Origin of the sequence: Mucilaginibacter lacusdianchii (genome assembly GCF_009770985.1) — a bacterium.
In the GTDB taxonomy this organism is placed as follows: domain Bacteria; phylum Bacteroidota; class Bacteroidia; order Sphingobacteriales; family Sphingobacteriaceae; genus Mucilaginibacter; species Mucilaginibacter lacusdianchii.
Genome location: NZ_WSRW01000002.1, coordinates 1418637 through 1445077, shown reverse-complemented (window position 1 = coordinate 1445077; position 26441 = coordinate 1418637). Strand labels below are relative to the sequence as shown.

Genomic DNA, 26441 nt, shown 5'->3' with positions numbered 1-26441 from the left:
GACACCTAAACTCACAGCCATGATCAAAACAATTATTACCGCAATTTTTATTTTATTTGCCTACTGTGTTTCTGCGCAGGTAAAAATTACTAAAGAGGACAGGGCTTACTGGAACGGGTTTGTGGAATATGTTGAAGCTCATGGATTAAAAGGTTCTTCGGATCTTAATCGTAAAGATTTAGGTTTAGCCGAAAAGCTGTTCAATCAGTATAATAAAGCTAATAAGAGGGTATTAAACTACTCAGCATTTATAACGTTAGTGCAAGCTGATATAAAAGAATATCGGGAACAAGCATTAGCGCAAATACGCACTAGCCGTGCTAAGCACTCAGAAAATCCTGATTTCCCTTTAATGTTTGATGGAACAGATGAGGAGTTTATGCCTGGTTTATCAATAGTGGACGGTTTTGCCGGTGTGAAAACTACATCGTGGAAATTTCCGAACGAAATAGTGTTGGGATTAGCTTACCTAAGAACCAATGACATCTATCGTAATAGCGAACAATTCAACAGGTAAGGCTTTATAGCTCATCCAATTTAATTAAGGTCGCTGGTCTTGTGGCTTATCATGCGGGTAACGGCGACCTCTGTCTGTACGGCGGCCATGTGGATCGCGCGATAAAAAGCAACTGTTCAGTAAGCAGCTTAATGCAAATACGTATAGTACAGTGCTGATTTTGGTCTTCATATATAAAATAATATATTCTTATACGTTATTTTTAAGATTGAGTTTCGTTAATGGCGATATTGCTGCTTTTAAGCTAGCTGGATGGTAATGGTTTGTACGCAAAGTTGGTTGAAAAGGAGACTTTCGCTAAAATAATCCGTTTACCTGTGCTTTAATTACAATGCTCAAATCATTGAATTTTAACATAAGTAAGCGGATGGAGTTAGAAGGGTATTTGGTAGATATATGAGCATACTTGCTAATATATATCCGAGTAAGCAGCAGGATGCATCAATATAATATCTGCTTTGCTAACATTTTTTTGATATTCTGCCGCACCAGATAGTTTTTTCCATTCTGCATCATCAGAAAAGTTTTTCCAGTGCTCATTGCGGGCAGTTTGGCTATCAAAGCTGGTCATGTACATCAGGTTGGGCATTCGGCTGCCTGCCAGTACATGGGCATAAAAAACTGCATTAAAGTTTAAGCGGTTAAAAAGCGATACCTCGCCACCCGTATTAAACATTTTTACTTTCGAAACATATCTTTCTTCTGTGGGGCTTTCATAGCTTCTTAATTCAAAAATGTGTTCCTCGCGCGCGCCTTTTAATGTAGGAACTTTATAGCGGGGCGCTTTTTCAAAGGCGGTTAGCAGGATGTTTTCCATTCGGGCATATGCCGGAAATACTGCATCAGGAACAATTTTATGCACATCATTTAACTGTTTCAAAGGTATCCACATTACTATTTTTTTATCCGCGCTGGTATCATTAGCTATTGGAAAAAATACACCCACTTTGTTGAATCCTGATTGATGGAGTTGCCGCACATAGGTGTTTTGCAAATAGCTGCTTAAGGAGTCGGTTTGCGATTTGGTTGTAGTATGATAAATGCGGATTTGATAATAATCGCCGTAAGGCTTGCCAAAGTTCTGTGCCCTAACATTTGTAATCAAAACACCAATAAGCAGAGTCAGTATTAAACTAAAGTTTTTCATAGGTTTATAAGAGAGTTACAACACAAATTAAGTGAATAAGTAATTTAGTTGTCGTGTTATACTATAAGTTAATTACATATTGTTTATAAAAGGCGTCAGGTTTGGGTTTAAAACAAATGTTGGTTTATCTTTGTTGCGAAACGCCGGACTTTTATAAGCCCTTTAAAGTGCATAATTATAACAGCAATTATGGGTTTGTTATTAACGGCAGGTTTGCTGGCTGCAGAAAAATTATATAACATTCTTAAATTAAAATCTAAGCATGTCGGTAAATAACCAAACTGATACAATTGCCATTATTGGTTTAGGATATGTAGGCTTGCCATTGGCTGTTGAATTTGGTAAAAAATATAAAGTTGTTGGCTTTGATATCAATACCAGCCGAATCAACGAACTAAACAGCGGCAACGATCATACCCTCGAAACCAGTCCCGAAGAACTAAAGGCTGTTTCAATGCCGGCTAACAGTAGTAGCGGTGTGTATTTCACAGCAGACAGCAATTACCTGCAAGCTTGTAATATCTTTATTGTTACGGTGCCTACCCCGGTAGACCAGTATAACAACCCAGATTTAAGCTCTTTACTTAAAGCATCTGAAACGGTAGGGCAGGCGCTAAAAAAAGGCGATGTAGTAGTTTACGAATCGACCGTTTATCCCGGATGTACCGAAGAGGTATGTGTACCGATTTTAGAAAAAACTTCCGGACTTCACTTTAATGCCGATTTTTTTTGCGGGTACTCACCAGAGCGTATTAACCCCGGAGACAGCACCCGCCGTTTACCCAATATAAAAAAGGTAACATCAGGATCAACGCCCGAAATTGGTGCGCAAATAGATCAACTATACAGCTCTATCATTACCGCAGGTACTCATCTTGCGCCGTCTATTAAAGTAGCCGAAGCAGCAAAGGTGATTGAAAATGCGCAGCGCGATATCAATATTGCCTTTGTAAATGAGTTATCCAAAATATTTTACCTGCTTGGGATAGACACACTCGAGGTATTGGAGGCAGCCTCAACCAAATGGAATTTTTTGCCGTTTAAGCCGGGTTTAGTAGGTGGCCATTGCATTGGTGTTGATCCTTATTATCTGGCACAAAAAGCTAACTCAGTTGGCTACTATCCCGAAATTATTCTTTCCGGCCGCCGTATCAATGACGGAATGGGAGCTTATATAGCCGACGCTGTAGTAAAGCTAATGGTGAAGAAAGAAATTATTGTGTGGGGTGCCGATGTACTGATTCTGGGTATTACCTTTAAAGAAAACTGCCCTGATGTGCGTAATACCAAGGTGGTTGATATTATCAAAGAGCTGCAACAGTATAAAGCTAATATAACCGTTTTTGATCCTTGGGCCAATTGTGCCGAAGTGAAGCATGAGTATGGTATTGATTGCCTGAACAGCCTGCAACCTGCAAAGCGGTACAGTGCGGTGATACTGGCTGTATGTCATGATGACTTTCAAGAGCTTGATTTTAAATCATTGCTGGTTGATGGCGGCGTGTTGTATGATGTAAAAGGCATGCTGGATAAATCGATGGTGGACGGTCGTTTGTAAATTTTACAATATATACCAATGTACGATAACCCTTACCATAATTGTGATTTAAGCAAATTTACCTTTCTAGTAACCGGTGGAGCGGGCTTTATCGGTTCTAATATCGTAGCTTATCTGCTCAGGTACGGCGCAGGTAAAGTGCGTGTGCTGGATAACTTTTCAACCGGGTTTCGTAAAAATTTATTGGCGTTTGAGCATCATCCGGCTTTCGAGCTGCTGGAAGGCGACATTCGGGATGCGGACGTTTGTAGCAAAGCGGTGCAAGGTGTTGATTACATTAGTCATCAGGCAGCACTGGGTTCAGTACCTCGTTCGGTTAACGATCCACTTACTACCAATGCCGTAAATGTTACCGGATTTTTAAACATGCTCAGTGCTGTAAAAGAGAGTGGTAGGGTGCAGCGGCTTGTTTATGCGGCATCATCGTCAACTTATGGAGATAGTCAGGAACTGCCAAAGGTGGAAGAACGCATTGGGCGGCCTTTGTCGCCTTATGCGGTTACCAAGTATATAAATGAATTATATGCTGATGTGTTTGCCAAAACATATGGTTTAGAACTTATCGGATTGCGGTATTTCAACGTTTTTGGGCCAAAGCAAAGTCCGGCAGGTGAGTATGCTGCTGTAATTCCAATGTTTATCCAGGCCGTAAAAGAAAACAGGCCAGCATTTATCAATGGTGATGGGGAGCAAACACGTGATTTTACTTTTGTGCAAAATGCAGTTCAAGCTAACATTCGCGCTTTTTTTGTTGATAACGACGCTGCAATCAACCAGGTATATAATGTAGCTTGCGGCGAGCAGGTATCGCTTAATCAGCTTTGGTCGCTAATTACCGAAAATGAAAAAATATTCATCCAGGCACAACATCGCGCCGACCGGATTGGCGACGTACGGCACAGTATAGCCGATATTAGCAAAGCACAGCGTTTGCTTGGGTATGCACCCGATGTGATGTTTCAAAAAGGATTAGCAATTACTATGGATAGTTTTGGTGATGCTGATATTTAATTACGCTTTTACTGCTTTGGTAACTGCACCATTAGTAGCTTTCGCCAAATCATCACCTTTGGCTTTTATCATAACGACTGAATGCTGGTTTTTAACCTATAAAGCCAAATGGACACTATTGCTACTGAAACATAAGTTGCCATGTTGCAAAGGTCGGGCGGTAGATATGTTATTGTTATGCTGCTACAATAGCCAACTGTAATTATTACAAATGCAAGTAAGCTAAGTAAAGCTTTAATTTTAACCGTGGATTGTGATTTTTTAAGTAAGAGGAAGTTAACCAGCATGAAGAATAACAATCCACTAATTGCAATAATGCCAACATCCTTAATCAGGGCATAGAAGTAACTTAATATATCACTGGCGTTTAAACGAAATAGTATGATGCCTAAAACCATTGGTAGGAACAAAGTTGTCAGCTACACCTTAAAACTATATGTGAATGCTTGCTTCATGTGCCTATGTGTTCTATCGCTTCTACTGTTTGTTTATAAGGCTCAACCTTATAAAACCAAATTCCAGCAACTGTAACAGCATAATAACAGGCAAGCCAAGGTAATAAGCTTGGCCAGTAATTACTGTTGATGAGCGCGTGATAGTCCACGATAGCAAAAGACAATAGCACTATGGCCGTAGTGATAAACGTTATTGAAACCTTTAACCGCTTAACGGACTTCAGTTTTGCCAGTAGGAAATATACAATAAGACCTGTTAAAGCGTATGCGGGGCCGCATACAAAAAGTCCTGCAATGATAGTGTAAACCATGCTCGCATCAGCTAAATCAGACAGTCTGTAAATTAGAGGATCAGTAATGATAAGCACAATGCCTGTAACAAAAGGACCCAAGCAGGCGGTGGTTATCCATACTTTCAAACTATACATGAATGCTTGCTTCATAGGGTATTATAACATTTTCATTGACTTAATAAACAAATATAGAATCAAAGACCATTTTAACAGAACGCCACTGTAAAATAATATTGAGCCCAACCATCGGGGCTCAATTGGCTTTGAAAAAGGATATGCAATGACAAATAGGTAGAAGACTCCAGTTCCGATATTCATACTGAGCAACAGGATTACTAATAGTCCAAAAGCTGCTATATTGGTTTACAAGCACACGAATTTAAGTGAACCTATATATATTCATAACTTACTAATTGTTATTTTAGAGTCTTAAACTTGCTCACATGGCATTCTTACTCGGTAACTTTTTTCCCAATCAACCTTTCAACGAACCACTGTTAAGTTTAGATGATCCTAACTGGAAAAAGCTGGAAGGGGGTTATAAGGGTACAGCTTATGATGCCTCAACTGCTTTAAGGCAATTGCAACAAGCAGCTACACTGCAGCAGGCAATGCCTATTTACCAGGTACTATGGAACGAGTTACACCACCAGGGAGATATAGGTTTGGCATCGTTGTATGCGGTTCCTTATCTTGTCAGAATCGCTAAAGAAAGCGGCTTGGTAGACTGGAATGTGCTTGGTCTTGTAACGCTTATAGAGGTGCAGCGGGTTAATACCAGCACGCTCATACCTAGCAAACTGAAAAGCGATTATGATACAGCCATGCAGACTTTAAGAGGACTTGCAGCATCAGTACTGGAACAAGTATGGAAGCTGGAGTTAGCGTCAAGCGCCCTGGCTGCAATTGCGGTCTCCAAAGGGCAAGTAAAGCTTGCTAACGCCATCCTGAATCTGGATAGCGAAGATGCAATACAAGAATTTTTAGAATCTTATTGATATATGTCAGCACCCGTCACCTTTACCTGCTCGTGTTGTGGCCAAGTTTACGACGAAATGCCGTTATGCTTTGGCGGTCAGTATCCCGATTACTATTTTGATGTACCACCTGATGAACGTGAAGCACGGATTGAATTGTCAGAGAGCTTATGTGTAATTGATGACCATTACTTTCATAGAGGACGCATAACCATACCCATCATTGATTATGAAGAAGACTTAACGTTTAATGTATGGACAACGATAAGTAAAGCAAACTTCGAACTAAGGAGCGAGTTGTGGGACGATCCTAAACGCATTGAACAACAACCTTACTTCGGTTGGTTACAAACCCTGGTTCCTACTTACGGTAGTACATTAAATCTTAAAACCATTGCGCATGAAAGCGAAGTAGGTTACATACCCGCTATTAAAGTTACAGACGATCATCAGCTACGCTACGATCAGGAGCATGGTATAACATTTCAGGAAGCATTAAACAAAGTACAACAAATACTTAAAGAGTGGCACAAAGGTGGTTAATGATGCCCACAATAGTTTTGTAGCTATTTTTTTGAGGTTAGTTGGTTAAATTGTATATCACTTTCACTTTGATGTTACCAATTACTACTCTATAGTCTACAAGTAAAACAAATCAGTATGATTGAACCCATTAAAGGGAGAAACGTTGTCAGTATATATTCTAAACTTAATCGCAATGTGCATTATGGACTGCAAGTGCTATTTCAATTTGATAATGGTTTGTATTTATACTTTGACTCTGCAAGGTTTAAACTGATGCAAAATGATAACCCTGTCAAATCGAATGACTGGAATTTAATAGTTTATCATTGCTTGTCGGATGGTGTTACGATAGTTAACATTAAAGAAGATGAACTTACAAGTTATTTTTTAGAATTCTCTAACGGTGATATATTCTTCATCTTTCAAATGTTATATCATTCTGAGTTCTGGTACAACGATTTTAAAATTTTAAGCAATCACAGTAAGCAATATGATGAAGTAAGAGGGTATATGAATGAGGATTTCGTAGAAAATGCCATTATCTCTACTTGTTAAGTAAGTAATCCAAAATCTTGTTTTCTCACAAAGGTTACATGATTCATTCGCTCGCAGGTTCAGCTAACTTTAAGGTTACCTTTTTTTGCCGTTGGTATTAAAGGTAAAACCTAAACCCATGCAATTCATCCTGCGTATCATTAAAAAACATCTAGCAGCCATACTTGCTTATATAGCATATCTATGGCTACTCATCAGTCAAATAAAACTCCATTTCCGGTTTGCAGAAGCAAGTAGCCATATAGGTGAAGGAGAACGAATTGCTTGGGGTGAGGGTATAATGTATGGCTGGCTTCTGCTTATTGGCATAGGGGTTGGCACAGGAATAGTTATGTTTCTTAATGCAATGATATATAGGGATAATCGGTTATTTTATTTGTTCCTTAGCTTAGGCTTTATTGCACCTGTGGTTTTGCTTGTGGCAAATGAATTGAACCAATAATAGCAAACAGTTCAAAAAACTCGCTTCCAATTCACACATCAGATGAAAAAGTGAAAAGCGCTATTGAACATATTGCTCAAGGTAGCTGTACTCGCATTAATTAGTAGATACGTTATGCATGTAGTTGCTTGATTCTCTACTCTAGCTTCACGGTAACACATCGTTCACTTTGTCAAAAGTAGTACCTTGTAAATTATATAAAATTAGGTGTATTATTATTGAATATAACTTGTCTATTAGTAAAAGTATTTAAACTTTAAAGAGTGAAGAGTTCTATTGCATCTGATATTAAGTTAGCAGCGTTGTTTAATGTAATTTTCTGTTTGATATTTATCATCAGCTTTCTTCCATCTTTAACAGATGGAGAACAAACTACAGGAATGTTATTTTTGGCAATTATCATTATTGCCTTACTAACAACGGGCGTTTTTACATTGTTCGCATATGGCTTAAAGAACACATCATTAGCAAAAAATATATGGATGAAGGGCTTGTTGCTTTATGTGTGCTCATAACTGTCTGTATTCATTGTGATAGGCAGCATTCCAGCATTTGGATTACTTGAAGACACGACTGGCTTAACGAATTATCCGGATGTGATTATATTTAGACGTAATAAGGATTTTGCGTTGTCAGCGTCGTTCTTAATTGCGGCTTTTGCAATCATCTGTATAAAATTAGTTTCAATTTGGTTCTCTTCGAGGTCTCGCCCCCAATGTGAACAACTTGACCAATGACTTCTGAGGCTACACCTAAGTTTGATAAATCGTCTGAGCTGGTAAGAGTTAAGCAACTTATTAATTGTATTTCAAGGTAGCTTGTTTTGACATAAGCTATCTTAGTCAATTTGTGTATGTTAGTTTACTTATTTTAACTTCATGAGAGAATACAGCTTTGAATATACAAAGCAAGGTGCCGATATATTACTGTTCCTGATTTTCTTCGTAATACTAGGTTTGGGATTATGGTTGCTGCCGTTAATGTTTTTGAACAATCAGTATTCTGAAGTAATCCCGATACTACTTATCACCTTTTGTGTACTCTTTTTTTTCTTAAACAAAGGTAGGGTTAAGAGGAGTGGACTTGCGCAGCTATCTGATAGTTATGTGGAGTTAAAACTTGACAAGCTTAAACGAATACCATTTAGCGACTTAAGATACTATTCTCTTGAAAAGGGTAAGAATGGTGCGGTATTTATTTTTGGTTTCATTGATAAAACGAAGTTCAAGATTGGAGCAAATAACAACTTTTGCAATGACGATAAGTTCGAAGCCTTTCTTATGGATCTTCAATCAACCATTGAATTGTATAAACAAGCGAATGAGGTGAACATTACCCATTTGAAGTCAGTCTTTGCAAGAAAGAATATAGTTTATATATTGAGTGCGCTGAGTGTTGCTGTAGTTGCTGGATTCTGTTTTACAAACATGCCGGTAATGATATTACCGATAGTGATGGTTCTTCCATTGATTTTCGGCTGGATACAGTACTTTCAGTTCAGACAAAACAATGAACTGACAGACATAGGGATATGGGAATAATCAACTCCATACATCTAACGTCTGTGTGATGTTTAAGGTAGCCTCATTTAGAGGTTGTTGATCCTTAAGTGACGCTTAAGGCGGTTGAATGCTTGCGGGTGCTCTTTGTCATTTAACTTTAAGGTGATAGTTGGTGGTGGGACTTCATGTCCATCAGTTGTTTCATCAGACGTCGCAATTAGTTCAATACCACCAATCCAGCTTACATTTACCATCTTTTTATTGATAGCTTTATTACTGATGATATATTCTCGGTCTTTAACACTTAATAAATACACTGGAGGTACCTTGAGATGGGCTTCTGTCAACAATGAAGCGCAAATAGTATGGAATGAAGCGGTATCTGCTTGCTTTACTACCGCTTTTTGTGCTGACGCTTTACAAGTGAACAAGGCTACACAGGCTAGGATAAGAAGATGCTTCGTTACTGAATCGAATACTTTAGTTAGGATTTATTTTGAACTATCTTTAGCAGATGAGGAAAGTTGATGTACATGATAGGTTTGCCATCATCCCGGTCATTGTCCGTAAAGAGCTTGCCTGTGACAGACACTGTTTTACCCTTTAGATTTTTGGCTAACCGCTTACTATTCGCATCCATAAGAATAACCGTAAGTTGCTGAATAGGAAACGATGCACCTAGGTAAAGCAGCGTGTGCTTCTTCGTAATTTCAAGTCCATATACTTTACTCGTTACAATCACCTCCTCATATAGGTGTTGGCTAACACTATCAATGGATACTGGGTAAGGATCAAACTCGAAGATGATAGGAGGTGGAAATTTTACGTTAGTTTGTTTGACCTTTGCTTTCTTGTGATGCTGTGCCCATGACGTAGGCAGAAAGACAATCAATAAAGCTGCAATCATGATAAGGAGCTTCATGGTATGAAGATAAGGAAAGATTGCTACATTGCGGTAAGTAAACCATGAACTTACCAGCCTTCACTTTTAAAGCAAGCTTGCAGTTGTTTGCTGTGCTAACCAGCCTCTGTTTGTTAGCTGCTTGTCATCATAAAGTTCGAATAAACAAGGTTGAATTAGCAACAGGCCATTGTTACGGATATTGTCAGCCGACAGCCGTTTGCATAGATAGTGATTTTAACTACTATTATTACGGAGATACGATAACCCCTTTTTTGCAACGCCCTAATGATAAGAATCATGACCGTATAGAAGGATATTTTGTAGGTAAGATAAACAAACAACTATGGGACACACTCATTAATAAGCTTTATCAAATTGACTTCGAAAAGCTTGATGACGAATACCAACGCTCGGTTGATGACCAAAGTCTGGAGCTGATTGTTTATTACCAAAGCAAGACCAAGCATGTTAGAGCACAATCCGCCAGCCTGCCAAAAGATGTCAGAGGGGTGTTGTATTGGATTGCCAATAGCTATAAGCGCGTTAAGCTTATGCCAAGTAAAGACAATATGCGGTTTAAAACGTCTATTCACAAAGTACCTTGGTACTAACAGCTTCAAGCGTTTCTTTTGCAAACAGGTGTAAACATCTTAACTTGTAAAAGGAAAATGTGCTAACTTGAACCTTCAATGCGATTACTGGATAAAATCTTCAAAAGACACAAAAATGAGCTTTAGCAGATTCAACAAGTGATGACTTCCAAGCAATATAAGAACATCATCATCGCCAAGATTGATGAGCAACTCAGGCCGTATGGATATAAGCGCAATGGCAACACTTATGCTCGTTGTATCAACGAGCTGACCCATTTTATCAAGCTTCAAAGTAGTCAGAGTACCACAGCACAGCGACTTAAGTTAACTGTGAATCTAAGTTAATCATGAATAAATTGATAATCGGGCTGTTTCTCATTTCTGTACTGGCTTGTAACCAATTACCAGAACACTCGGTTAATCAACAGGTAAAAACAGATAGTGTAGCCATAAAGAAGATGTCACTTCAATCGCAGTCTCGGGTAACAGATACCATACCAACCTATACTGAGCAAACTTATAAACAGTATATCCCATCGACAGTTAAACATACTTCATAAAAGACTACCCGATTGGAAGCTGCCGCCGCCAAGTGTGTGGGAAAAGTTATGGTTTCATCAATATAAAAGGGGAAACATGCTAGTCAATTATGTATCTGCCGACTTTAATGGAGATCATAAATTGGATTATGCTTTGATATTGGAAGATACTAAAAACGACTTCGCCGTATGGGTGTTGCAGTCTGAAGGCAGTGCTTACCAAGCAATCAGGTTGCATGAGATTGAGGGTGCGACCTTGCCTATTGATATGGGTTTAGAACTGGTTCCAAAAGGGGAGCTCGATTATATTGACCTGGATGCTGATGATACGAAAACTATCACACTTAAATATCAGGCACTACAAGTTTCTTTCTTTGAAAGAGCAGCAGCAACATACTACTGGCAAAATGGGAAGTACAAATCCGTAACTACTGGTGATTAGTATCCTTGACTTGTGTACAAGTAAAACGAACGCCTATCTAATTCTTTAGAAGTTCACCAGTATAGTCAGGTACTTATAAAGGAAGAACCAAAACAGGCTGTCGAATCCGTAAATGAACTGGGAATACGGAACTGATACACTATCTGGCACAACGTGGCATCAGTGCCGCAATGGCTACATCTTATTTTAAGGAAGTGAGTTTTACCATAAACCACAACACTTATGAAGCGGTAGGCTTTGCGAACCTCTCTGGCGGGTACGAGCTGCGCAACAGTTGGTTCAAAGGTTCATCCTCGCCCAAGGATATGACCTTTCTGGATAACGGCTCCAAGTCGTGTTTTAGTTCCACCAAAACATCCGTGCGGAGGGCTTCGCACCGCGGCAAATTTTCCTTTTGAGACCAACGGGAGCAAAAGGAAAAATAGCAATGACTACACCAACAAAGTGAGGAGGATGCCGTAGAATCAGCACCTCAACCACAAGGACATAACCCCATTAAAAATACAGGGGGGACCTAAAGTCCGAAGCAAAAAAGACAATAATATTAAAGTAGGGGTATTGGCCCCCGACTGCTAACATTAGAATAACTTGGCGATATGAAAGTCTTAACAAGTTTGATCATGCCTGGAGGCATAAAATTAAAACGACTAATTGTTATGATGCACTTCGTTTCTTAATAAAAGCTAGTTTAATTAAATTATATAATTTAAATTTTCGACTACTACCTTTTACAGTAAGCTGATGAAGTTTACATTAATGAAACTGTTTTCGTTTACAAATACCGAATTAAGATGAAATTAATCCGCCTGTGTGTAGTTTGGTTGTGATTTTAATAGCTTTTTTGAGAAGCTCTGTGTGAAATTTGTATTTCGAAAGCATTATTTTTGAAAATATTATATTTTATATGAAATAATTCTGCAAACAGATGATTGCATAGATACGATGATACTAAATGGTAACATATTTTCTCATATAAGAACAAATCTTCCAAGTATTTACGCTTATCCATTATAGATAGAACAATATTTACTGATTTAAGAAAAAAAATTGAGTAAAACGTTTTATCATAACAATAATATTTTTAAATTTACAGAGTAACAAAAAACGCTATCATGATATATTAATGATAAAACGTTTTACCCTCTGTTTTTAAAAGCTAAATTATAATAACTAATTAATTTTTACTTGAACCCAACCTTAAACAGATATGATAAAAAACTTACATAAGAGAGTTATTTAATAACTAGTCGAACAACAAAATTTCCCTTTAAATAACGAAGCTTTTTTGTCGGTTATCGACAACATTCTGCTGTGACCAGCAAATCGCTCTACCAGTTTTAATGTAAAAGCAAAAAAAAGATCTGCCAAAGCGGACTGGAATACTATTGGGCAAACTTTTTTAAGAGGAGATGAAAAGCAAACAGCTGATTAATATACTATGACTTATAAATAACAACTAACAAACAATTTATGAACACTTTAAAACGAACCAAGCAAGTAATAGCAATGCTTTGCGTTGCTTTAATTTTTTGTTCAGGGTGTAAGAAGGACAAACAGCGAACATATGATTTGCTGCCACCCGATCCGGAAGATGTAACCAGTACCGGCACCCTATCGGTAAATTATGAAAATTCAGGAGGCCCAAATGCAGGTGAAGGATCCATACGGGTAACAGACAATGATCTAGGAACAAAATTCCTAATAAACCCTTACAATCCGGCGCTATACATGCAGCTACAATTTCGCGATGCGAAACGTGTCATTAGTTATGCACTTACATCAGGAAATGATGCCAATACCCGGGATCCAAAAAATTGGACACTCGCAGGTTCAAATGATGGAACTACCTGGACTACTGTGGATACTAAGACTGACGAAATCTTCGCATCTCGCGGGTTGACTAAAAATTACGCGATCACCAACGAAACAGCTTACACATACTACAGACTTAGTATAACAGCTAACAATGGAAGCTCCTTATTTCAGATGGCTGAATGGAGGGTAACTGCTATGCCCAAGCAATAAATTATATAATCAATCGAATAGATTTTTCAACCCACAAATCAAAAAGAAACTATGTCCCTAAATTTACTTAAGCAAATTGTGTTTAGGCGTATAGAAAATGGCAAAATGCTGTTCATATCAGCAATATGTATGCTATTGGCTATTCATGCACAAGCACAAACAAGCCAGCAAATACAAATTACAGGTACTGTAAAAGATGAACTTAATCTTACTTTGCCAGGTGTAAACGTTGTCAATTTAAATACCAAAAAAGCTACGGTTACAAATACGGATGGTAAATTTAATATACTGGCCAGCCGTGGCGACTCTATCGCTGTAACTTTTGTAGGTTACCGCCGATATGCTACAGCTGTAAAAGATGTTATTAACTTAAATATTATCCTGCAAGCTGCCACTAACAGCTTAAATGAGGTAGCGGTAGTTGGTTTCGGTCAGCAAAAAAAGAGCAGCTTAGTTGGTGCACAATCCACTGTTAAACTGGAGGATTTAAAAGTACCTGTTGCTAATCTAAGCGCTGCACTTGCCGGTCGTATTGCCGGTGTGGTAGGTGTACAACGTTCAGGCTTACCAGGGCAAAACGGTGCCGATTTATGGATTCGTGGTATATCAACCTTCAATTCACAGAATAGCGCTTCTCCGCTTATTGTGGTTGATGGTGTGCAAGGTCGTCAACTGGACAATTTGGACCCTGAGGATTTATCATCATTCACTGTATTAAAAGATGCTGCTGCTACTGCCGTTTATGGTATTGCTGGTGCCAACGGCGTAATTATCATCAATACTAAAAAAGGTAACTCTGGTAAACCTACTTTGATGTTTAATTACAATCAGGGTATTACTTCTTTTACTAAGCGTCCTGAGCTAACCGATGGCGTAACGTATATGATGCTTAGAAACGAAGCTCGTTTAGCCAGCGGGCAAAGCAAAGAATATAGCAACAACTATATCAACTCCACTATCCGCAATGACGATCCTTACTTGTATCCTAACGTAAACTGGATGGATGAATTGTTCGGTAGCACAGCTACAAACAGACGTTTTAATTTCAGTGCGCGGGGTGGCAGTGAAAATGCTACTTATTATGTATCTGGTGCCTATTATGATGAGGCAAGCTTGTTAAAAACAGATGCGCTGCAAAGCTATGATGCTGACACTAAGTTTAAACGTTACAACTTTACTTCTAACGTTTCTATGAACTGGACCAGTACTACAAAATTTGAATTAGGTGCTCAGGGAAATATATCCAACACCAATTATCCGGCTGTTAATTTGGATAATCCATACGGTAGCGTTGGTGATATTTTTACAGCAGTAATGCAAACCAACCCGGTATTATATCCAAAAATGTATCCAGGCAATTATGTACCTGGGGTAAGCAGCCAAGGTGCGCAGCCAAATCCTTGGGATTTAGCTACCCAGCGTGGATATACCAATTTGTTTAATAATCAGATTTATACAAACGCCAGGCTTACACAAGATCTTAAATTTTTAACGCCGGGATTATCATTTAATGCGCTTTATTCGTTTGATATCAATAACTCACATGGTATAAGCAGATATCGCAATCGTAACTTGTATGCTATCAATCGTGCTAATCCTTATAATGAAGACGGTACAATTAACCTGAACGTTATTAAACAAGACGGATACGATGATTTGAGATACAGGAGATACAATGGTGGCGAACGGCAGTACTATACGGAAGCTTCTTTTAACTATGACAGAAGCTTTGCTACAGATCATCACATTACAGCCTTAGCGCTTTTTAACCAGCGTGAGCGTGTTACCCAGTATGCTGGAGATGTTACAGGTTCTTTGCCTTACCGAAGCCAGGGTTTGGTTGGCCGTGCAACCTATTCTTATAAAGACACTTATTTCGCTGAAGGAAACTTTGGTTACAATGGTTCTGAAAACTTTGCACCTAATAAAAAGTTTGGCTTCTTCCCATCGTTTGGTGTGGGCTGGATTGTATCTAACGAAAAGTTCTTTGAACCGGTAAAAAATGTTTTTGATTATTTCAAAATCAGATATTCTGACGGTGTAGTAGGTGACGGCGGCGGCGGCGGCAGACGCTTCGGGTTTTTGACTTTAGTTACGTCGGGTGACGGAGATAATTCTTACAGCTTTGGTAACGGAACAACGAATAATTATTATCCAGGCACTTATATATCTAGCTATGGCACTGATATTCAATGGGCTAGATCTCACAAAAGGGATTTAGGTATAGAATTATACACCCTAAAATCTCATTTATCTTTAACAGTCGATTTATTTCATGAAAGAAGAACCGGCGTATTCCTAGCTCGTGAATCTTTACCAGATTTAGTAGGTCTTGCCAACAATCCATCAGGCAACTTAGGTATTATCACCAACAAAGGTATTGATGCAACCCTACAGCTTAACCCAGTTAAAATAGGAGCGTTTACCTTAGATATGCGCGGAACCTTTACTTATAACCGTGATAAGGTTATCGAAAACGATCAGCCAACTCAACCATATGCCTATATGGAAACCAGAGGTACAAATTACTTGGCTAGGTTTGGTTATATAGCTACAGGTTTGTTCCAAAGTCAGGATGAGATCAATAGCGCAGCTGATCAATCGGCGCTTGGTCCAAGCATTACCAACCCATTACGTCCGGGCGATATTCGTTACAAAGACTTGAATGGAGATGGTAAAATTGACGCTAATGACAGAACTCGCATCGGCAATGGCGATGTACCTACCACCATTTTTGGTTATGGTTTCAATTTGCAGTATAAACGATTCTATTTTGGCGTATTCTTTCAGGGTGTTGGTGGTGCTGATAGGCTGCTTACTGGCGATGGCATATTGCCATTTAATAACAGTACCGGTGCCGAGCGTAGTAACCTTTTTGCAATTGCTGAAAACAGGTGGACGCCTGAAAACCCTGACCCGAATGCTTTTTATCCACGTTTAGCTTACGGTAACACAGCAAATAAGAACAACGCGGTTGCCTCTACATGGTGGGTAAAAGATATTGATTTTATTCGCCTTAAAACTGCTGACTTAGGTTATAACTTGCCAAAAGGAACTTTAAAAAGTATAGGTCTTAAAAATGCACGTATATATATGCAGGGGCTTAACCTTGTTTATTGGAGTTCATTTAAACTTTGGGATCCGGAACTTAACACAAGCAATGGTACCGCTTACCCTAACGTAAGAACCGTTACCCTTGGCTTGCAAGCAAACTTTTAATGGTGTATAAGCAAATAGAAAAAGATGAAAAAGATTACATATATATACTTAGGACTAGCGTTATTAACATTAGGTTCATGTAAGAAGTATTTGAACCAAATTCCGGATGATGTATTGACGGAAGAAAAGATTTTTACCTCAAGAGTAAATACAGAAGCTTTTTTGGCAAACGTATATCGTTCATTACCCAATGAATTTAATCAGCGATTTACTGGCAACGAAAACTCTGGGCCTTGGACAGCATCATCAGATGAGGCAAAATATACTTGGGATTTCAATTACAGCAATAACATGAACGCCGGAACCTGGACAAAAAACGATGGTGAGGTGGCTAATTACTGGCGGGAATATTATAAGGCTATACGTAATGCTACTTATTTTATGAAGCATATTGATGGCGCCACTCCCGAAATATCGCAAGCTAACAAGGCTGTAGCCAAAGCAGAAGCAAGAGGTTTGAGAGCTTTATACTATTTGTTTTTATTAAAAATTTATGGTCCGGTACCTCTTATTGGAGATGATGTTTTAGATATTAATGCTCCGGTAGCCGATTTAAGGCTTGCACGTACACCATTTGATCAGGGAATTGACTTTGTGGTGAGCGAACTTGACGCTGCAGCTCAGGATCTTCAAACTACAACGGACACCCGTGATTTGGGAAGGCTTACCAAAGGCGTATGCAAAGCTTACAAAGCCGAAGCCTTGTTGTTAAAAGCTAGTCCATTATTCAATGGTAACAGTGATTTAGCTTCTTTAAAAAATAGCGATGGCACAGCTTTAGTAAGTCAAAACAATGACCCTGCTAAATGGACAGCTGCAGCTACGGCCGCTAAAGAATTTATTGACCAATTTGCACCCGGCACTTATGATTTATACAGAGTAAATAATGCCGATCCATTTATAGCGGCTTACCAGGCTTGCCGTTATGTAATGACGGATACCTGGAATAAAGAGTGGATATTTGCCCGGTCTAACAGCAACAACTATCTGCAGTACGATCGTACGCCAAGACATGTGGGCGCACCAAGCTCAGACCAAGCCTATCAGGGTGCGGGTTCTAACGGTGCTACCCAAACCATGGTAGATGCTTACTTCACAGCTAATGGCCGGTCAATTGACGATCCGGCATCTGGTTATGTAAGTTCAGGTTTCTCTGATTTCAAAGCTCCGTTTGATGTTACAACACGAAGCACTTACAACCAGTGGGTAAACCGTGAACCTCGTTTTTATGTAGGTATTACCTATAATAACAGTTACTGGTTAAACCAGGTTAATAACAGTAATATTATTACTAACTTTTTCTTTAACGGTAACTCGGGCCGTTCACAAAGTACATCAGACGTTTCACCTACAGGTTATTCAGTACGTAAAAACGTTGCCGGTGGCGGTGGTGGAAGAGGAATTTTACTGTTGCGTTTAGCTAATATTTACCTGGATTATGCTGAGGCGCTTAATGAGTCGCAACCCGGAAACGCAGATATTTTGAAATATCTGAATATTATTCGTGAACGCGCTGGCGTACCGCAGTATGGATCTGCATCATTACCTGTACCAGGTACTAAAGAGGCTATGCGCGAGGCTATTCGTAAAGAGCGCCGTGTAGAGTTGGCTTTTGAAAACGTGCGTTATTTTGATACCCGCCGTTGGAAAATCGCGGAAACTACGGATAACGGTCCTTTTTATGGGATGGACATGAGTAAAAGTGATAACAGCTTTTATAATAAAACCTTACTGGAAACACGTCAATTCAAAAAACGTGATTACTTGTTTCCTATACCTAATGATGAAGTACTGAAAAACAATAACCTGGTACAAAATCCAGGCTGGTAATTTAGTCAGATACAGCAGCCCGATATCAGGCTGCTGTATCTATTAATTGCACATTTGCTTTAAAAAGCAGATAAGCACAAACTCAATTATTAATCTAAACCTCATTAACATGAAGAATTTGGTGCTTTTTACCGGGTTGCTGCTTTTGATGGCAAGCTGTAGTAAAAAAACTACTGAAGCAACAACTCAAAAAAACACAGCCAAGGTTGAGTACGATGCGCCAGTGGCTACCTGGAAAGAACATTGGTTTGAGCACGTACAAAGCCTTAAACGGGTTTTTTACGATACCAGCGTAGTGGTATATTATGATTCAGACGTTCGTGCTGATATTACCTGGCCCAAAACCTATATGGCTCAGGCTTGGAACTATACTAAAAAAACTTATGGTGCTTTTGGCAAAGATTCGCGTTTGTATATAATTTACCATGCTGGTAAATACAGCGGTGGCCACCCATCCACCTATATGGATGCCAGTCATGATTATCACAACGTAACTGATTGTGGAGCCAGCGACATGAACGCCTGGGTATCTGGTACAGGTAACGATATCGATTTATCTACGCACGAAATTGGGCATATTGTGGAAGGCGCATCTAAAGGGGTACACAATTCACCAGCTTTCAGTATATGGCATGACAGTAAGTGGATGGAAATTTATCAATACGATGTTTACCTGGGATTGGGTCGTAGTGATGATGCCGTACGCTGGCACAATATGAAATTATCTACTACAGATAACTTTCCGCGTGCTAATACACACTGGTACCGCGACTGGTTCTATCCAATTTACAACGATCATGGTAAAACGGCTGCGTTAAACGGATTCTTTACGTTATTAGCTAAGTATTTTCCTAAGCGTACTTACAACAACGGTGTAACTACTTATCCTGAATATGCAAGAGACCTGAACTTTGGAGAGTTTATTCACTTTTGGAGCGGTGCTGCACATGCCGATTTAAAACAACTCGCTTTAACCGCTTTTGGTGATAAAGACGAACAAGGCAACGATTGGGTTGCACAGTTAAACAAAGCCCGCACTGATTTTCCGGGTATTACCTACTAGAAAAAATACACAATAAATATTGAGTATCTAAAGCAACATAATATGGGTTGCTTAAATTAAAAATCTTCATTCTGTTCTTTATTTGAGTTAATGATTAATTACAAGGCATCTGTTTGAAGCGGATGCCTTTTTTATTTTAAATAGTGATATTGAACACCTAATTATTTGCAATTTGATTGTATATTAACAAGCAGGTAAATACACCACCTAAACCTAATTCACATGAAAAAACTGTTTGCGCTATTATTACACCTGGGCCTACTTTCAGTACTTTATGCCCAGCCCATTAATCTTCCAAAAAACACCCAGTTTGAATATGAAGCACAGCTGAAGGTCATAAATTCTAATGGCAAGTCTGATTATAAAGTTACATATCAATTTAAAGCACTGGGCAAAGAAGGTGACAATACATTGCTGGAATGTAAACTGGTGAGGTTTCGGATCATTAACCAATACAACGACGGTACAGCTAATTGGTATAATACCGATAGCATTCGTAAAGCCAAGTTTAATTCTCCGGAAGTATATATGCAACTTACGCTGTTACAAGTGCCCTTAAAAATAACGCTTAGCCCTAAAAATGAAATTTTAAATATTGATGGTGTAAATGAAGCAATTGATGCCGCTGTTGTAAAATGGGGAATTAGTGCCGGCATACAAAATTTGCTCAGGCAAATGTCGCTCACTATGCCTAAAATAGATATCAGCAATATGCTCTTTGTATTACCAGCCCAAAAGCTGCAATATGGCTATACCTGGAAAGGCGGCGATAGCCTTTATCATAAAGTTACCGCTGTTAAAGGCGCATTATTGTATATTAACAGTGCCGAAAAACCAATTGGTGACAAGCCTGAAAACACTTGGCTGCGGGTGTATAACGAAACAACCGGCTTAATAGAGCAAGGATATATACAAACTCAACCAAACAACGCACCTACTGCACAAAGTGTATCATATAGCTATAATCTAAAACTAAGCCATGCATTAGGTAAATATTTTATTGATACGGCTTGGTTAAATATGGCTCTTACAACCAGTCCTGGTTTTAGCGAAGCTTTCAAAATCGGGCCGAGCATTGATTCTGCAAAACTATTTACTTATCTAAAAGCACACGATGCTGTTTATAAAAATGATAGTACTTATTTGGTTAACAAACTAAGTTTAGCACAACAGGTTTTCATGAGCGCCGAAAAGTATCAGGAGTATGGTAAGCTGTTGAGGCAAACACCTACAAAATACCTGAAAGGCCAATCATCTCATTTATATAATAAGATGGATGAGATGATGCCTGTTTCGGTTGATTCAGCTTACGAGATAGGTAGATACATGTTTAAGCTAGATCCAGGTTATTTTAAAAGCTGGTTGCAAGAAAACTTCGCACAAAAATTTCTTCCTTTTTCAGAAAAAGAACATTTAGAAGATGAAGACTTCAAAAAATACGTAAAAGCAAAAGGTATCACACCTGATAGTGTTAATCGGCTCATGACAAAATTTAGGTTGGAGCGTAGTAACGCAGCAACTTTGCTCAATATGTTTCACACAGATAAAGACCTGTTGATGCGACAATATATTGATGCTTTATATTTATGGGTAGATGCGAAAAAGCACAAGCAAGATGGAATATATTTAGTTAAAAGCAGCAAACAGCTCATGCAAATGAACGACTTATACCTGCAGCGAGGCAATGGCGGACGTTACGCACTTTTAGTTTATAAAATGCTGTTAAACGCCAACCAAAAACCAGATGCTGATGTTTTATTGCAAAAAACCATATCCCGCCTGGAAGGGTTTGTTGCCGATACGTTGAACAGAAACCACTATGCTGATCAAAATATACTGGCCTACGCCTGGTATTTGAAGTATACAGCAGCCAAAGGTGCTGACTCGGTTAAAGCGCTGCAATATTTGTCGAAGGCAGCGCAGTATTCGCCAAAGGCTGAAAAAGAAAAAGCTTATACCAGCTTTTACGACCGGTACTTTTTAGAGTCAAAAGAAAGCTACCGCGATGAGTTTATAAAAAGCTTGTTCAACAGCGGCGATGATGAACAAGCATTAAAGGTTTTTGCCGAACACGTTACAGCAGAACCCGCAAGCCTGGACGATATGCAAAAACTTTATCAAACTAATTACCCCGAAAAAGATTTTAAGCAGTTTTTTACCAACAATATAGTTTCTACATGGAAAACAGCGCCCAACTTTACCTTGAAAGGAGTGGATGGCATAGAGCATTCGTTAAACGATTTTAAAAACACATGGCTGGTTATAGATTTTTGGGGTACATGGTGCCCACCTTGTCGCAAAGAAATGCCTGATTTAAATACGTTTAATGACGAAATAGATAAAGGCAAGCATAAAGGTATTGCATTTTTAAGTATAGCCTGCCGTGACAAAGAAGATAATGTAAAAGCTTTTTTGGCAACAAATAAATACAGTTTGCCAGCAGTGATATCAAACCAGCTTGTTGAGCAGCAATATGGCATTCCCTACTATCCGTCAAAAGTTATTGTATCGCCCAATGGTAAAATGCTGTTGTTAAAATATGGAGATGATTGGCGGGCGATTATTAAAAAATTTAGTACACTTTAAAGCCGCAGGATTTGCCAGCCTTTTTAGAAAATGAGTTATGTGAACAAAATTTTCAGATTTAATAATAGATATTGGCCAGATGCTCACTGAATTTATAATATTTACTAAACGGTAATTGACACATGAAACAAATGCAACCCGTTTGAGATAGACGAATTTTAAATTATTGGTTGATCAACGTATTATAGCGGTTTTAGATAATTAGAATAGTCTGTTCTTAAATTCTAAATGCATTAATTATGTATTAAAAATCAACACTTAGGCTATTTTTAATTCGGGCTGCCAATAAGATGATGTACGTTGAAAAAAAGACAATAAAAATTATTGATCATATAAAAGGCTTTGGATATGTAATCTCAAGCCCAAAGTAATTAATAAAGGAAAGATTTTTAGCATTATTAGGTCAACCGCATTTTTGCGCATAAAAACTAAGCCAAATCGGTTTTTATGCGCCTTTTGTACAAGAAAACTTAACTATACCAACCAAAAGGGTTTTGCTTATGTTGTACCCAAAAAAAGAAGGCCTCTAGAAGTTAATCTAAAAGCCTGATTCATTATGTGGAGGATAACGGATTCGAACCGATGACCTCTTGCATGCCATGCAAGCGCTCTAGCCAGCTGAGCTAAACCCCCGCGTTGTGGTTGGCAAAAGTAATAAAAAGTTGAATACTGCCAAATATTTAAATGCATTTCTTAATTAGTTTAAAATAACCGGAATAAATATTAAATGAATAGTTGTAAAAAAAGTAAAGCTTCCTGATGGGCAGGAAGCTTTTACTAACCAATTATAAACCTAAATTATGAGAAGACTTTTTTGTGTGTATTTTTTGAATACGGTGTAAAAGTAACACTATTGTTTTTTAATTCATAATTTTTTTTCAAAAAAAATGTGAATTAGCTATTTATGCTTTATAGTTATTGATAAAATTTAACAAAATATGTCGTTTTGTTGTTAAATGTTAATTTAATATTAAGCTAGCTTGCAAATAATGAAACCGGTTTCATTATTAAATAGATAACATAATAATGATGCAATTTGGTTAAACCTTTACCATTTTTGCGACTTTATCAATTCTATGGCAACAACTCAGGCAAAAATACACCATTTGCAGCTTACACCTGTTATATTATGGGTAATGACAATAGCTACCGGACTAGTGGTAGCAAATATCTATTATAATCAGCCTTTATTGGGTGATATCGCACACACTTTTCATATCAGTAATGGGCAGGCCGGGCAAATAGCCATGTACACCCAAGTGGGTTATGCTACAGGTTTGTTGTTTATCATTCCATTAGCTGATATGTTTAAGCGAAAGCGATTAATGCTTATTGATTTTGCTTTTGTAATAGCAGCTTTACTGCTGGCTGGAAGTGCTCCAAATATAGTAGTGCTGGGTGTAGCTAGTTTTTTAGTAGGCATTGCATCTGTTATCCCACAAATACTGGTACCTATGGCGGCGCATTTGGCTAAGCCGGAAGAACGGGGGAAAAAGATCGGATTTGTGATGAGTGGACTGCTAATCGGTATTTTATTATCACGTACCATTAGTGGGTTTATTGGCGAGCACTTGGGCTGGCGCAGTATGTTTTATATAGCCGCTGGGCTAATGGTGATCATGGCTGCTTTGGTAACTTTTTTTGTGCCCGAAGTTGAACCCGATTATAAAGGGAGTTACGGCAGCCTCATGAAATCATTACTGGAAATTGCCCGGCAAGAACCTGAATTGCGAATTTCGGCCATACGTGGTGCATTGTGCTTTGCCGGCTTTAGCGCCTTTTGGACAACGCTGGTGTTTTTATTGCAGGCACCGCCGTTTAATGAAGGTAGCGCCGTAGCCGGTGCATTTGGTTTAGTGGGTGCTTTTGGTGCGCTGGCGGCATCAATGGTAGGGCGGTTAAGCGACCGAACGGACACCAATAAGTTAATTACCTATACGCTTATTCTGGTACTGGTATCATTTATTGTATTTTGGTTTTCAGCAAGCAGTTTAATTGGATTAGTGGTTGGCGTTATACTGCTGGATATGGGGGTGCAGGCAACACATATATCTAATCAGGCTATTATCTTTTCTTTAAATCCGGCGGCTCGCAATCGTATCAATACCGTTTATATGGTTACTTATTTTATAGGCGGCTCGTTAGGAACTTTTTTAGCAGCTAAGGTATGGGGTAGTTATGGATGGAGTGGCGTATGTGCTATAGGCGTAGGCTTGTCTGTACTTGCACTTATTATACATTGGCTAAATTCCCAGAAAAAGAACAGCATTTGATGTGTTTTGATACAGTGTTGTATGTGCTGTACAGTATTTAGATAGCTGGTTTTGCTCGTCGCCAAAAAAATATTTTGATGATAAAAAAAAGTTTATTGCAATGGAATACAAGGTTTTAAACAAAATATTGAAACGGTACAGTGGTTTTTTGACCGCTTGTTGAAACTTTGGCATTAGATTGGAATAAGTCTTATCAAAATAACTGATATGGTAGTTGTTAAAAAGACAGTAACAGACGAAGGCGAAAAGGAGTGGGAAAACCCAGCAGAGCCGGAAAATGCTTCAGACATCCGCGATCAGGAACAACTGGAGCGGCAAAAAAAAGAGGCTGAACTTCGCAAGGAGAACCTTACTGAAACAGATCATATTGACAAACCAACAAAAACAGAGTAAAAACTTTTAACCTAACATCTGAAGGCTATGAAAACTTACCGCAAACCATCAATCAGCAAACTGGTAAACCGTTTTGATAATGAATTGAAACAATTGTTGATGGACGACCTCAAAACAGTAAGATCTGCTAAAAATCAGTTACTGGAAAGCATTAAACAAAGCATTAATACAACAAACAACGGTCTTTCGGCCGCATAACATAAAGCATCTACATCATCTACCTATATTTTACCGATCATCTACCTATGAAAAACTTTAACAAACCAGCAACCAGCAAATTGGTAAACCAGTTCGATAAACAATTGATGGAATTACTAGCTGAAGATTTAAAAGCTTATAAAACTAAAAATCAATTTGTAGGCAAGCCGTTGCAGGTAACAGCTACTTTATCGGCAGCATAACAATATCGCATCTATATCTACCTATATAAATTCTTAAACATCACCTATGTAAAACGATAAAGCCCTGCACGCAGGGCTTTATTTTTTGGTAGCGTATTTAATAATCAGATCGGCCGTTTGTGCCGAGGCACCTGCTTTTCCCATCAATGTATCCAGATCATTATACCTATCAAGCATTTGCTGGCGGTAGTTAATGTTATGTAACAGCATGTCCAGCTCTTCGCTGATGGTGTCTGAATTACAATCTTCCTGAATCAATTCCTTAACAACTGGCTGGTTCATAATTAAGTTCACCAGCGTAATGTATTTTATCTTTAAAAACATCCGTCCGGCAGCAACCATTAGCCAGTTGGCTTTATATACAGCTACTTGTGGTACGTCAAACAACGCCGTTTCTAAAACAGCTGTACCGGATGCTACAATAGCGGCCTGTGCATGATGTAACAAGTCATAAGTAGCTTGAAATACAACAGGGATATCTGACCCGGCTAAATATTGTTGGTAGTAACCCGCATCAAAAGATGGTGCGCCAGCTATTACGAACTGATATTCCGGAAAGCGGGATGCTACTTTTTCCATTTCGGGCAGTAACCGGCTAATTTCTTGCTTACGGCTTCCGGGTAGCAAGGCTACCAGTTTTTTACGGGTCAGTTGATGTTTTTGCAAGAAATCAGGGTTGGGTTCAAAAGCCGATACGGCATCCAGCAGTGGGTTGCCTACATAATCTACCTTCATATCCCATTTTTTATAAAAATCAACTTCAAAGGGCAGAATACAAAACAGGTGATCAACCACGCGCTTAATTTTCAAAACCCTTTTTTGATTCCAGGCCCATACTTTTGGCGATATGTAAAAGCACACCAGCAAACCCTGAGCTTTGGCATACTCTGCAATTTTTAAATTAAAGCCTGGAAAATCAATAAGTATTAAAGCATCTGGCTGCCAGGCATTGATGTCTTGCTTACAAAACTTCATGTTGGCCAAAATGGTGCGCAGGTTGGCGGCTACTTCAACAAAACCCATGTAGGCCATGGTGCTGTAATGTTTCACCAGCGTGCCACCTTCTGCCACCATCAGGTCGCCACCAAAAAAGCGAAACTCGGCCTGTGGGTCTTTAGCTTTAAGAGCCTTCATCAAATTGGCGCCATGTAAATCGCCCGAGGCCTCGCCGGCTACCAGATAGTATTTCAT

The 26441-nt window shown here is 38.8% G+C and carries 28 protein-coding genes and 1 tRNA gene; 22 read left to right on the top strand and 7 right to left on the bottom strand.

Features of this window, described 5'->3' with window-relative positions; translation table 11 throughout:
• Positions 1-19 precede the first annotated feature (19 nt).
• A complete protein-coding gene (locus GPM24_RS13225) occupies positions 20-517 on the top strand; it encodes a hypothetical protein (protein WP_158827208.1) in 498 nt (165 codons plus the stop codon).
• Positions 518-541: 24 nt separating this feature from the next.
• Here GPM24_RS13225 and GPM24_RS13220 read toward each other — a convergent pair whose 3' ends face one another.
• On the bottom strand, positions 542-688 hold the full coding sequence (locus tag GPM24_RS13220; RefSeq protein WP_158827207.1) for a hypothetical protein: 147 nt from the start codon (positions 686-688) through the stop codon (positions 542-544).
• A gap of 238 nt (positions 689-926) precedes the next feature.
• Positions 927-1664, bottom strand: coding sequence for an NIPSNAP family protein (locus tag GPM24_RS13215; protein ID WP_158827206.1), 738 nt, complete (start codon positions 1662-1664; stop codon positions 927-929).
• 262 nt (positions 1665-1926) lie between these two features.
• On the opposite strand from GPM24_RS13215, the gene GPM24_RS13210 reads away from it, so the two are divergent.
• On the top strand, positions 1927-3222 hold the full coding sequence (locus GPM24_RS13210) for a nucleotide sugar dehydrogenase (RefSeq protein ID WP_158827205.1): 1296 nt from the start codon (positions 1927-1929) through the stop codon (positions 3220-3222).
• 18 nt (positions 3223-3240) lie between these two features.
• Entirely contained in the window at positions 3241-4233 is a 993-nt protein-coding gene (locus tag GPM24_RS13205) for an SDR family oxidoreductase (protein WP_158827204.1), read from the top strand.
• Between the two features lie 451 nt (positions 4234-4684).
• Here the strand turns inward: GPM24_RS13205 and GPM24_RS13200 are convergent, their stop codons facing one another.
• Positions 4685-5131, bottom strand: a complete 447-nt coding sequence (locus tag GPM24_RS13200; protein ID WP_158827203.1) for a hypothetical protein — start codon at positions 5129-5131, stop codon at positions 4685-4687.
• 293 nt (positions 5132-5424) lie between these two features.
• On the opposite strand from GPM24_RS13200, the gene GPM24_RS13195 reads away from it, so the two are divergent.
• The 5 genes from GPM24_RS13195 (at position 5425) to GPM24_RS13175 (ending at position 9021) form a co-directional block, all read left to right on the top strand.
• Positions 5425-5979 carry a hypothetical protein gene (locus GPM24_RS13195; protein ID WP_158827202.1) on the top strand — a complete coding sequence of 185 codons (555 nt, stop codon included), beginning with the start codon at positions 5425-5427 and terminating at the stop codon, positions 5977-5979.
• A gap of 3 nt (positions 5980-5982) precedes the next feature.
• Entirely contained in the window at positions 5983-6501 is a 519-nt protein-coding gene (locus GPM24_RS13190; protein ID WP_158827201.1) for a DUF2199 domain-containing protein, read from the top strand.
• Between the two features lie 117 nt (positions 6502-6618).
• Positions 6619-7038, top strand: a complete 420-nt coding sequence (locus GPM24_RS13185; protein WP_158827200.1) for a hypothetical protein — start codon at positions 6619-6621, stop codon at positions 7036-7038.
• 118 nt (positions 7039-7156) lie between these two features.
• Complete coding sequence (locus tag GPM24_RS13180; protein ID WP_158827199.1) at positions 7157-7480, top strand: hypothetical protein; 324 nt, start codon at positions 7157-7159, stop codon at positions 7478-7480.
• 878 nt (positions 7481-8358) lie between these two features.
• Positions 8359-9021, top strand: a complete 663-nt coding sequence (locus GPM24_RS13175) for a hypothetical protein (RefSeq protein ID WP_158827198.1) — start codon at positions 8359-8361, stop codon at positions 9019-9021.
• A 47-nt stretch (positions 9022-9068) separates the two neighbouring features.
• Here the strand turns inward: GPM24_RS13175 and GPM24_RS13170 are convergent, their stop codons facing one another.
• Both GPM24_RS13170 and GPM24_RS13165 read right to left on the bottom strand, forming a co-directional pair.
• The gene (locus GPM24_RS13170; protein WP_158827197.1) at positions 9069-9413 is read right to left on the bottom strand and encodes a hypothetical protein; all 345 of its coding nucleotides are present in this window, start codon (positions 9411-9413) and stop codon (positions 9069-9071) included.
• Positions 9414-9466: 53 nt separating this feature from the next.
• Positions 9467-9904, bottom strand: a complete 438-nt coding sequence (locus GPM24_RS13165) for a hypothetical protein (RefSeq protein ID WP_158827196.1) — start codon at positions 9902-9904, stop codon at positions 9467-9469.
• 44 nt (positions 9905-9948) lie between these two features.
• Here GPM24_RS13165 and GPM24_RS13160 point away from each other — a divergent pair, with 44 nt between their 5' ends.
• From GPM24_RS13160 to GPM24_RS13120, 10 genes are all read left to right on the top strand, one after another.
• Positions 9949-10497 (top strand): DUF6438 domain-containing protein, encoded by a 549-nt coding sequence (locus tag GPM24_RS13160; protein ID WP_158827195.1) that lies wholly within the window; start codon positions 9949-9951, stop codon positions 10495-10497.
• Between the two features lie 141 nt (positions 10498-10638).
• A complete protein-coding gene (locus GPM24_RS22430; protein WP_158827194.1) occupies positions 10639-10824 on the top strand; it encodes a DUF4304 domain-containing protein in 186 nt (61 codons plus the stop codon).
• A 2-nt stretch (positions 10825-10826) separates the two neighbouring features.
• Positions 10827-11039 (top strand): hypothetical protein, encoded by a 213-nt coding sequence (locus GPM24_RS13150; RefSeq protein ID WP_158827193.1) that lies wholly within the window; start codon positions 10827-10829, stop codon positions 11037-11039.
• Between the two features lie 76 nt (positions 11040-11115).
• Positions 11116-11460: a hypothetical protein gene (locus tag GPM24_RS13145; protein ID WP_158827192.1), complete on the top strand. Its 345-nt coding sequence runs from the start codon at positions 11116-11118 to the stop codon at positions 11458-11460.
• A 131-nt stretch (positions 11461-11591) separates the two neighbouring features.
• Complete coding sequence (locus tag GPM24_RS22425) at positions 11592-11858, top strand: DUF8464 domain-containing protein (RefSeq protein WP_500784476.1); 267 nt, start codon at positions 11592-11594, stop codon at positions 11856-11858.
• Positions 11859-13029: 1171 nt separating this feature from the next.
• On the top strand, positions 13030-13485 hold the full coding sequence (locus tag GPM24_RS13140) for a discoidin domain-containing protein (RefSeq protein WP_233268826.1): 456 nt from the start codon (positions 13030-13032) through the stop codon (positions 13483-13485).
• A 51-nt stretch (positions 13486-13536) separates the two neighbouring features.
• On the top strand, positions 13537-16704 hold the full coding sequence (locus tag GPM24_RS13135; protein ID WP_233268825.1) for a SusC/RagA family TonB-linked outer membrane protein: 3168 nt from the start codon (positions 13537-13539) through the stop codon (positions 16702-16704).
• Between the two features lie 24 nt (positions 16705-16728).
• Positions 16729-18534: a RagB/SusD family nutrient uptake outer membrane protein gene (locus tag GPM24_RS13130; protein WP_158827191.1), complete on the top strand. Its 1806-nt coding sequence runs from the start codon at positions 16729-16731 to the stop codon at positions 18532-18534.
• 109 nt (positions 18535-18643) lie between these two features.
• Positions 18644-19597: a hypothetical protein gene (locus GPM24_RS13125; RefSeq protein WP_158827190.1), complete on the top strand. Its 954-nt coding sequence runs from the start codon at positions 18644-18646 to the stop codon at positions 19595-19597.
• A 222-nt stretch (positions 19598-19819) separates the two neighbouring features.
• Positions 19820-22183: a TlpA family protein disulfide reductase gene (locus tag GPM24_RS13120; RefSeq protein WP_158827189.1), complete on the top strand. Its 2364-nt coding sequence runs from the start codon at positions 19820-19822 to the stop codon at positions 22181-22183.
• A 559-nt stretch (positions 22184-22742) separates the two neighbouring features.
• Here the strand turns inward: GPM24_RS13120 and GPM24_RS13115 are convergent.
• Positions 22743-22816: transfer RNA gene (locus GPM24_RS13115), tRNA-Ala, on the bottom strand.
• Positions 22817-23259: 443 nt separating this feature from the next.
• Between GPM24_RS13115 and GPM24_RS13110 the strand changes: the two genes are divergently transcribed.
• The 4 genes from GPM24_RS13110 (at position 23260) to GPM24_RS13095 (ending at position 25250) form a co-directional block, all read left to right on the top strand.
• Complete coding sequence (locus GPM24_RS13110; protein WP_199269741.1) at positions 23260-24456, top strand: MFS transporter; 1197 nt, start codon at positions 23260-23262, stop codon at positions 24454-24456.
• A gap of 207 nt (positions 24457-24663) precedes the next feature.
• Complete coding sequence (locus GPM24_RS13105) at positions 24664-24849, top strand: hypothetical protein (RefSeq protein ID WP_158827188.1); 186 nt, start codon at positions 24664-24666, stop codon at positions 24847-24849.
• Positions 24850-24876: 27 nt separating this feature from the next.
• Positions 24877-25047 (top strand): hypothetical protein, encoded by a 171-nt coding sequence (locus GPM24_RS13100; protein WP_158827187.1) that lies wholly within the window; start codon positions 24877-24879, stop codon positions 25045-25047.
• A gap of 47 nt (positions 25048-25094) precedes the next feature.
• Complete coding sequence (locus GPM24_RS13095; RefSeq protein WP_158827186.1) at positions 25095-25250, top strand: hypothetical protein; 156 nt, start codon at positions 25095-25097, stop codon at positions 25248-25250.
• Positions 25251-25328: 78 nt separating this feature from the next.
• Here the strand turns inward: GPM24_RS13095 and lpxB are convergent, their stop codons facing one another.
• Positions 25329-26441, bottom strand: coding sequence for a lipid-A-disaccharide synthase (lpxB, locus tag GPM24_RS13090; RefSeq protein ID WP_158827185.1), 1113 nt, complete (start codon positions 26439-26441; stop codon positions 25329-25331).

Excerpts from the sequence above, each read along its gene's own strand:
- GPM24_RS13145 (WP_158827192.1), top strand. The coding sequence starts at position 11,116 with ATGCTAGTCAATTATGTATCTGCCGACTTTAATGGAGATCATAAATTG.
- GPM24_RS13160 (WP_158827195.1), top strand. The coding sequence starts at position 9,949 with ATGAACTTACCAGCCTTCACTTTTAAAGCAAGCTTGCAGTTGTTTGCT.
- GPM24_RS13125 (WP_158827190.1), top strand. The coding sequence starts at position 18,644 with ATGAAGAATTTGGTGCTTTTTACCGGGTTGCTGCTTTTGATGGCAAGC.
- GPM24_RS22430 (WP_158827194.1), top strand. The coding sequence starts at position 10,639 with ATGACTTCCAAGCAATATAAGAACATCATCATCGCCAAGATTGATGAG.
- GPM24_RS13105 (WP_158827188.1), top strand. The coding sequence starts at position 24,664 with ATGGTAGTTGTTAAAAAGACAGTAACAGACGAAGGCGAAAAGGAGTGG.
- GPM24_RS13135 (WP_233268825.1), top strand. The coding sequence starts at position 13,537 with ATGTCCCTAAATTTACTTAAGCAAATTGTGTTTAGGCGTATAGAAAAT.
- GPM24_RS13165 (WP_158827196.1), bottom strand. The coding sequence starts at position 9,904 with ATGAAGCTCCTTATCATGATTGCAGCTTTATTGATTGTCTTTCTGCCT.
- GPM24_RS13190 (WP_158827201.1), top strand. The coding sequence starts at position 5,983 with ATGTCAGCACCCGTCACCTTTACCTGCTCGTGTTGTGGCCAAGTTTAC.
- GPM24_RS13100 (WP_158827187.1), top strand. The coding sequence starts at position 24,877 with ATGAAAACTTACCGCAAACCATCAATCAGCAAACTGGTAAACCGTTTT.
- GPM24_RS13175 (WP_158827198.1), top strand. The coding sequence starts at position 8,359 with ATGAGAGAATACAGCTTTGAATATACAAAGCAAGGTGCCGATATATTA.
- GPM24_RS13185 (WP_158827200.1), top strand. The coding sequence starts at position 6,619 with ATGATTGAACCCATTAAAGGGAGAAACGTTGTCAGTATATATTCTAAA.
- GPM24_RS13220 (WP_158827207.1), bottom strand. The coding sequence starts at position 688 with ATGAAGACCAAAATCAGCACTGTACTATACGTATTTGCATTAAGCTGC.
- GPM24_RS13195 (WP_158827202.1), top strand. The coding sequence starts at position 5,425 with ATGGCATTCTTACTCGGTAACTTTTTTCCCAATCAACCTTTCAACGAA.
- GPM24_RS13150 (WP_158827193.1), top strand. The coding sequence starts at position 10,827 with ATGAATAAATTGATAATCGGGCTGTTTCTCATTTCTGTACTGGCTTGT.
- GPM24_RS13120 (WP_158827189.1), top strand. The coding sequence starts at position 19,820 with ATGAAAAAACTGTTTGCGCTATTATTACACCTGGGCCTACTTTCAGTA.
- GPM24_RS13225 (WP_158827208.1), top strand. The coding sequence starts at position 20 with ATGATCAAAACAATTATTACCGCAATTTTTATTTTATTTGCCTACTGT.
- GPM24_RS13130 (WP_158827191.1), top strand. The coding sequence starts at position 16,729 with ATGAAAAAGATTACATATATATACTTAGGACTAGCGTTATTAACATTA.
- GPM24_RS13095 (WP_158827186.1), top strand. The coding sequence starts at position 25,095 with ATGAAAAACTTTAACAAACCAGCAACCAGCAAATTGGTAAACCAGTTC.
- GPM24_RS13200 (WP_158827203.1), bottom strand. The coding sequence starts at position 5,131 with ATGAAGCAAGCATTCATGTATAGTTTGAAAGTATGGATAACCACCGCC.
- GPM24_RS13210 (WP_158827205.1), top strand. The coding sequence starts at position 1,927 with ATGTCGGTAAATAACCAAACTGATACAATTGCCATTATTGGTTTAGGA.
- GPM24_RS13205 (WP_158827204.1), top strand. The coding sequence starts at position 3,241 with ATGTACGATAACCCTTACCATAATTGTGATTTAAGCAAATTTACCTTT.
- GPM24_RS13215 (WP_158827206.1), bottom strand. The coding sequence starts at position 1,664 with ATGAAAAACTTTAGTTTAATACTGACTCTGCTTATTGGTGTTTTGATT.
- GPM24_RS13110 (WP_199269741.1), top strand. The coding sequence starts at position 23,260 with ATGGCAACAACTCAGGCAAAAATACACCATTTGCAGCTTACACCTGTT.
- GPM24_RS13180 (WP_158827199.1), top strand. The coding sequence starts at position 7,157 with ATGCAATTCATCCTGCGTATCATTAAAAAACATCTAGCAGCCATACTT.
- lpxB (WP_158827185.1), bottom strand. The coding sequence starts at position 26,441 with ATGAAATACTATCTGGTAGCCGGCGAGGCCTCGGGCGATTTACATGGC.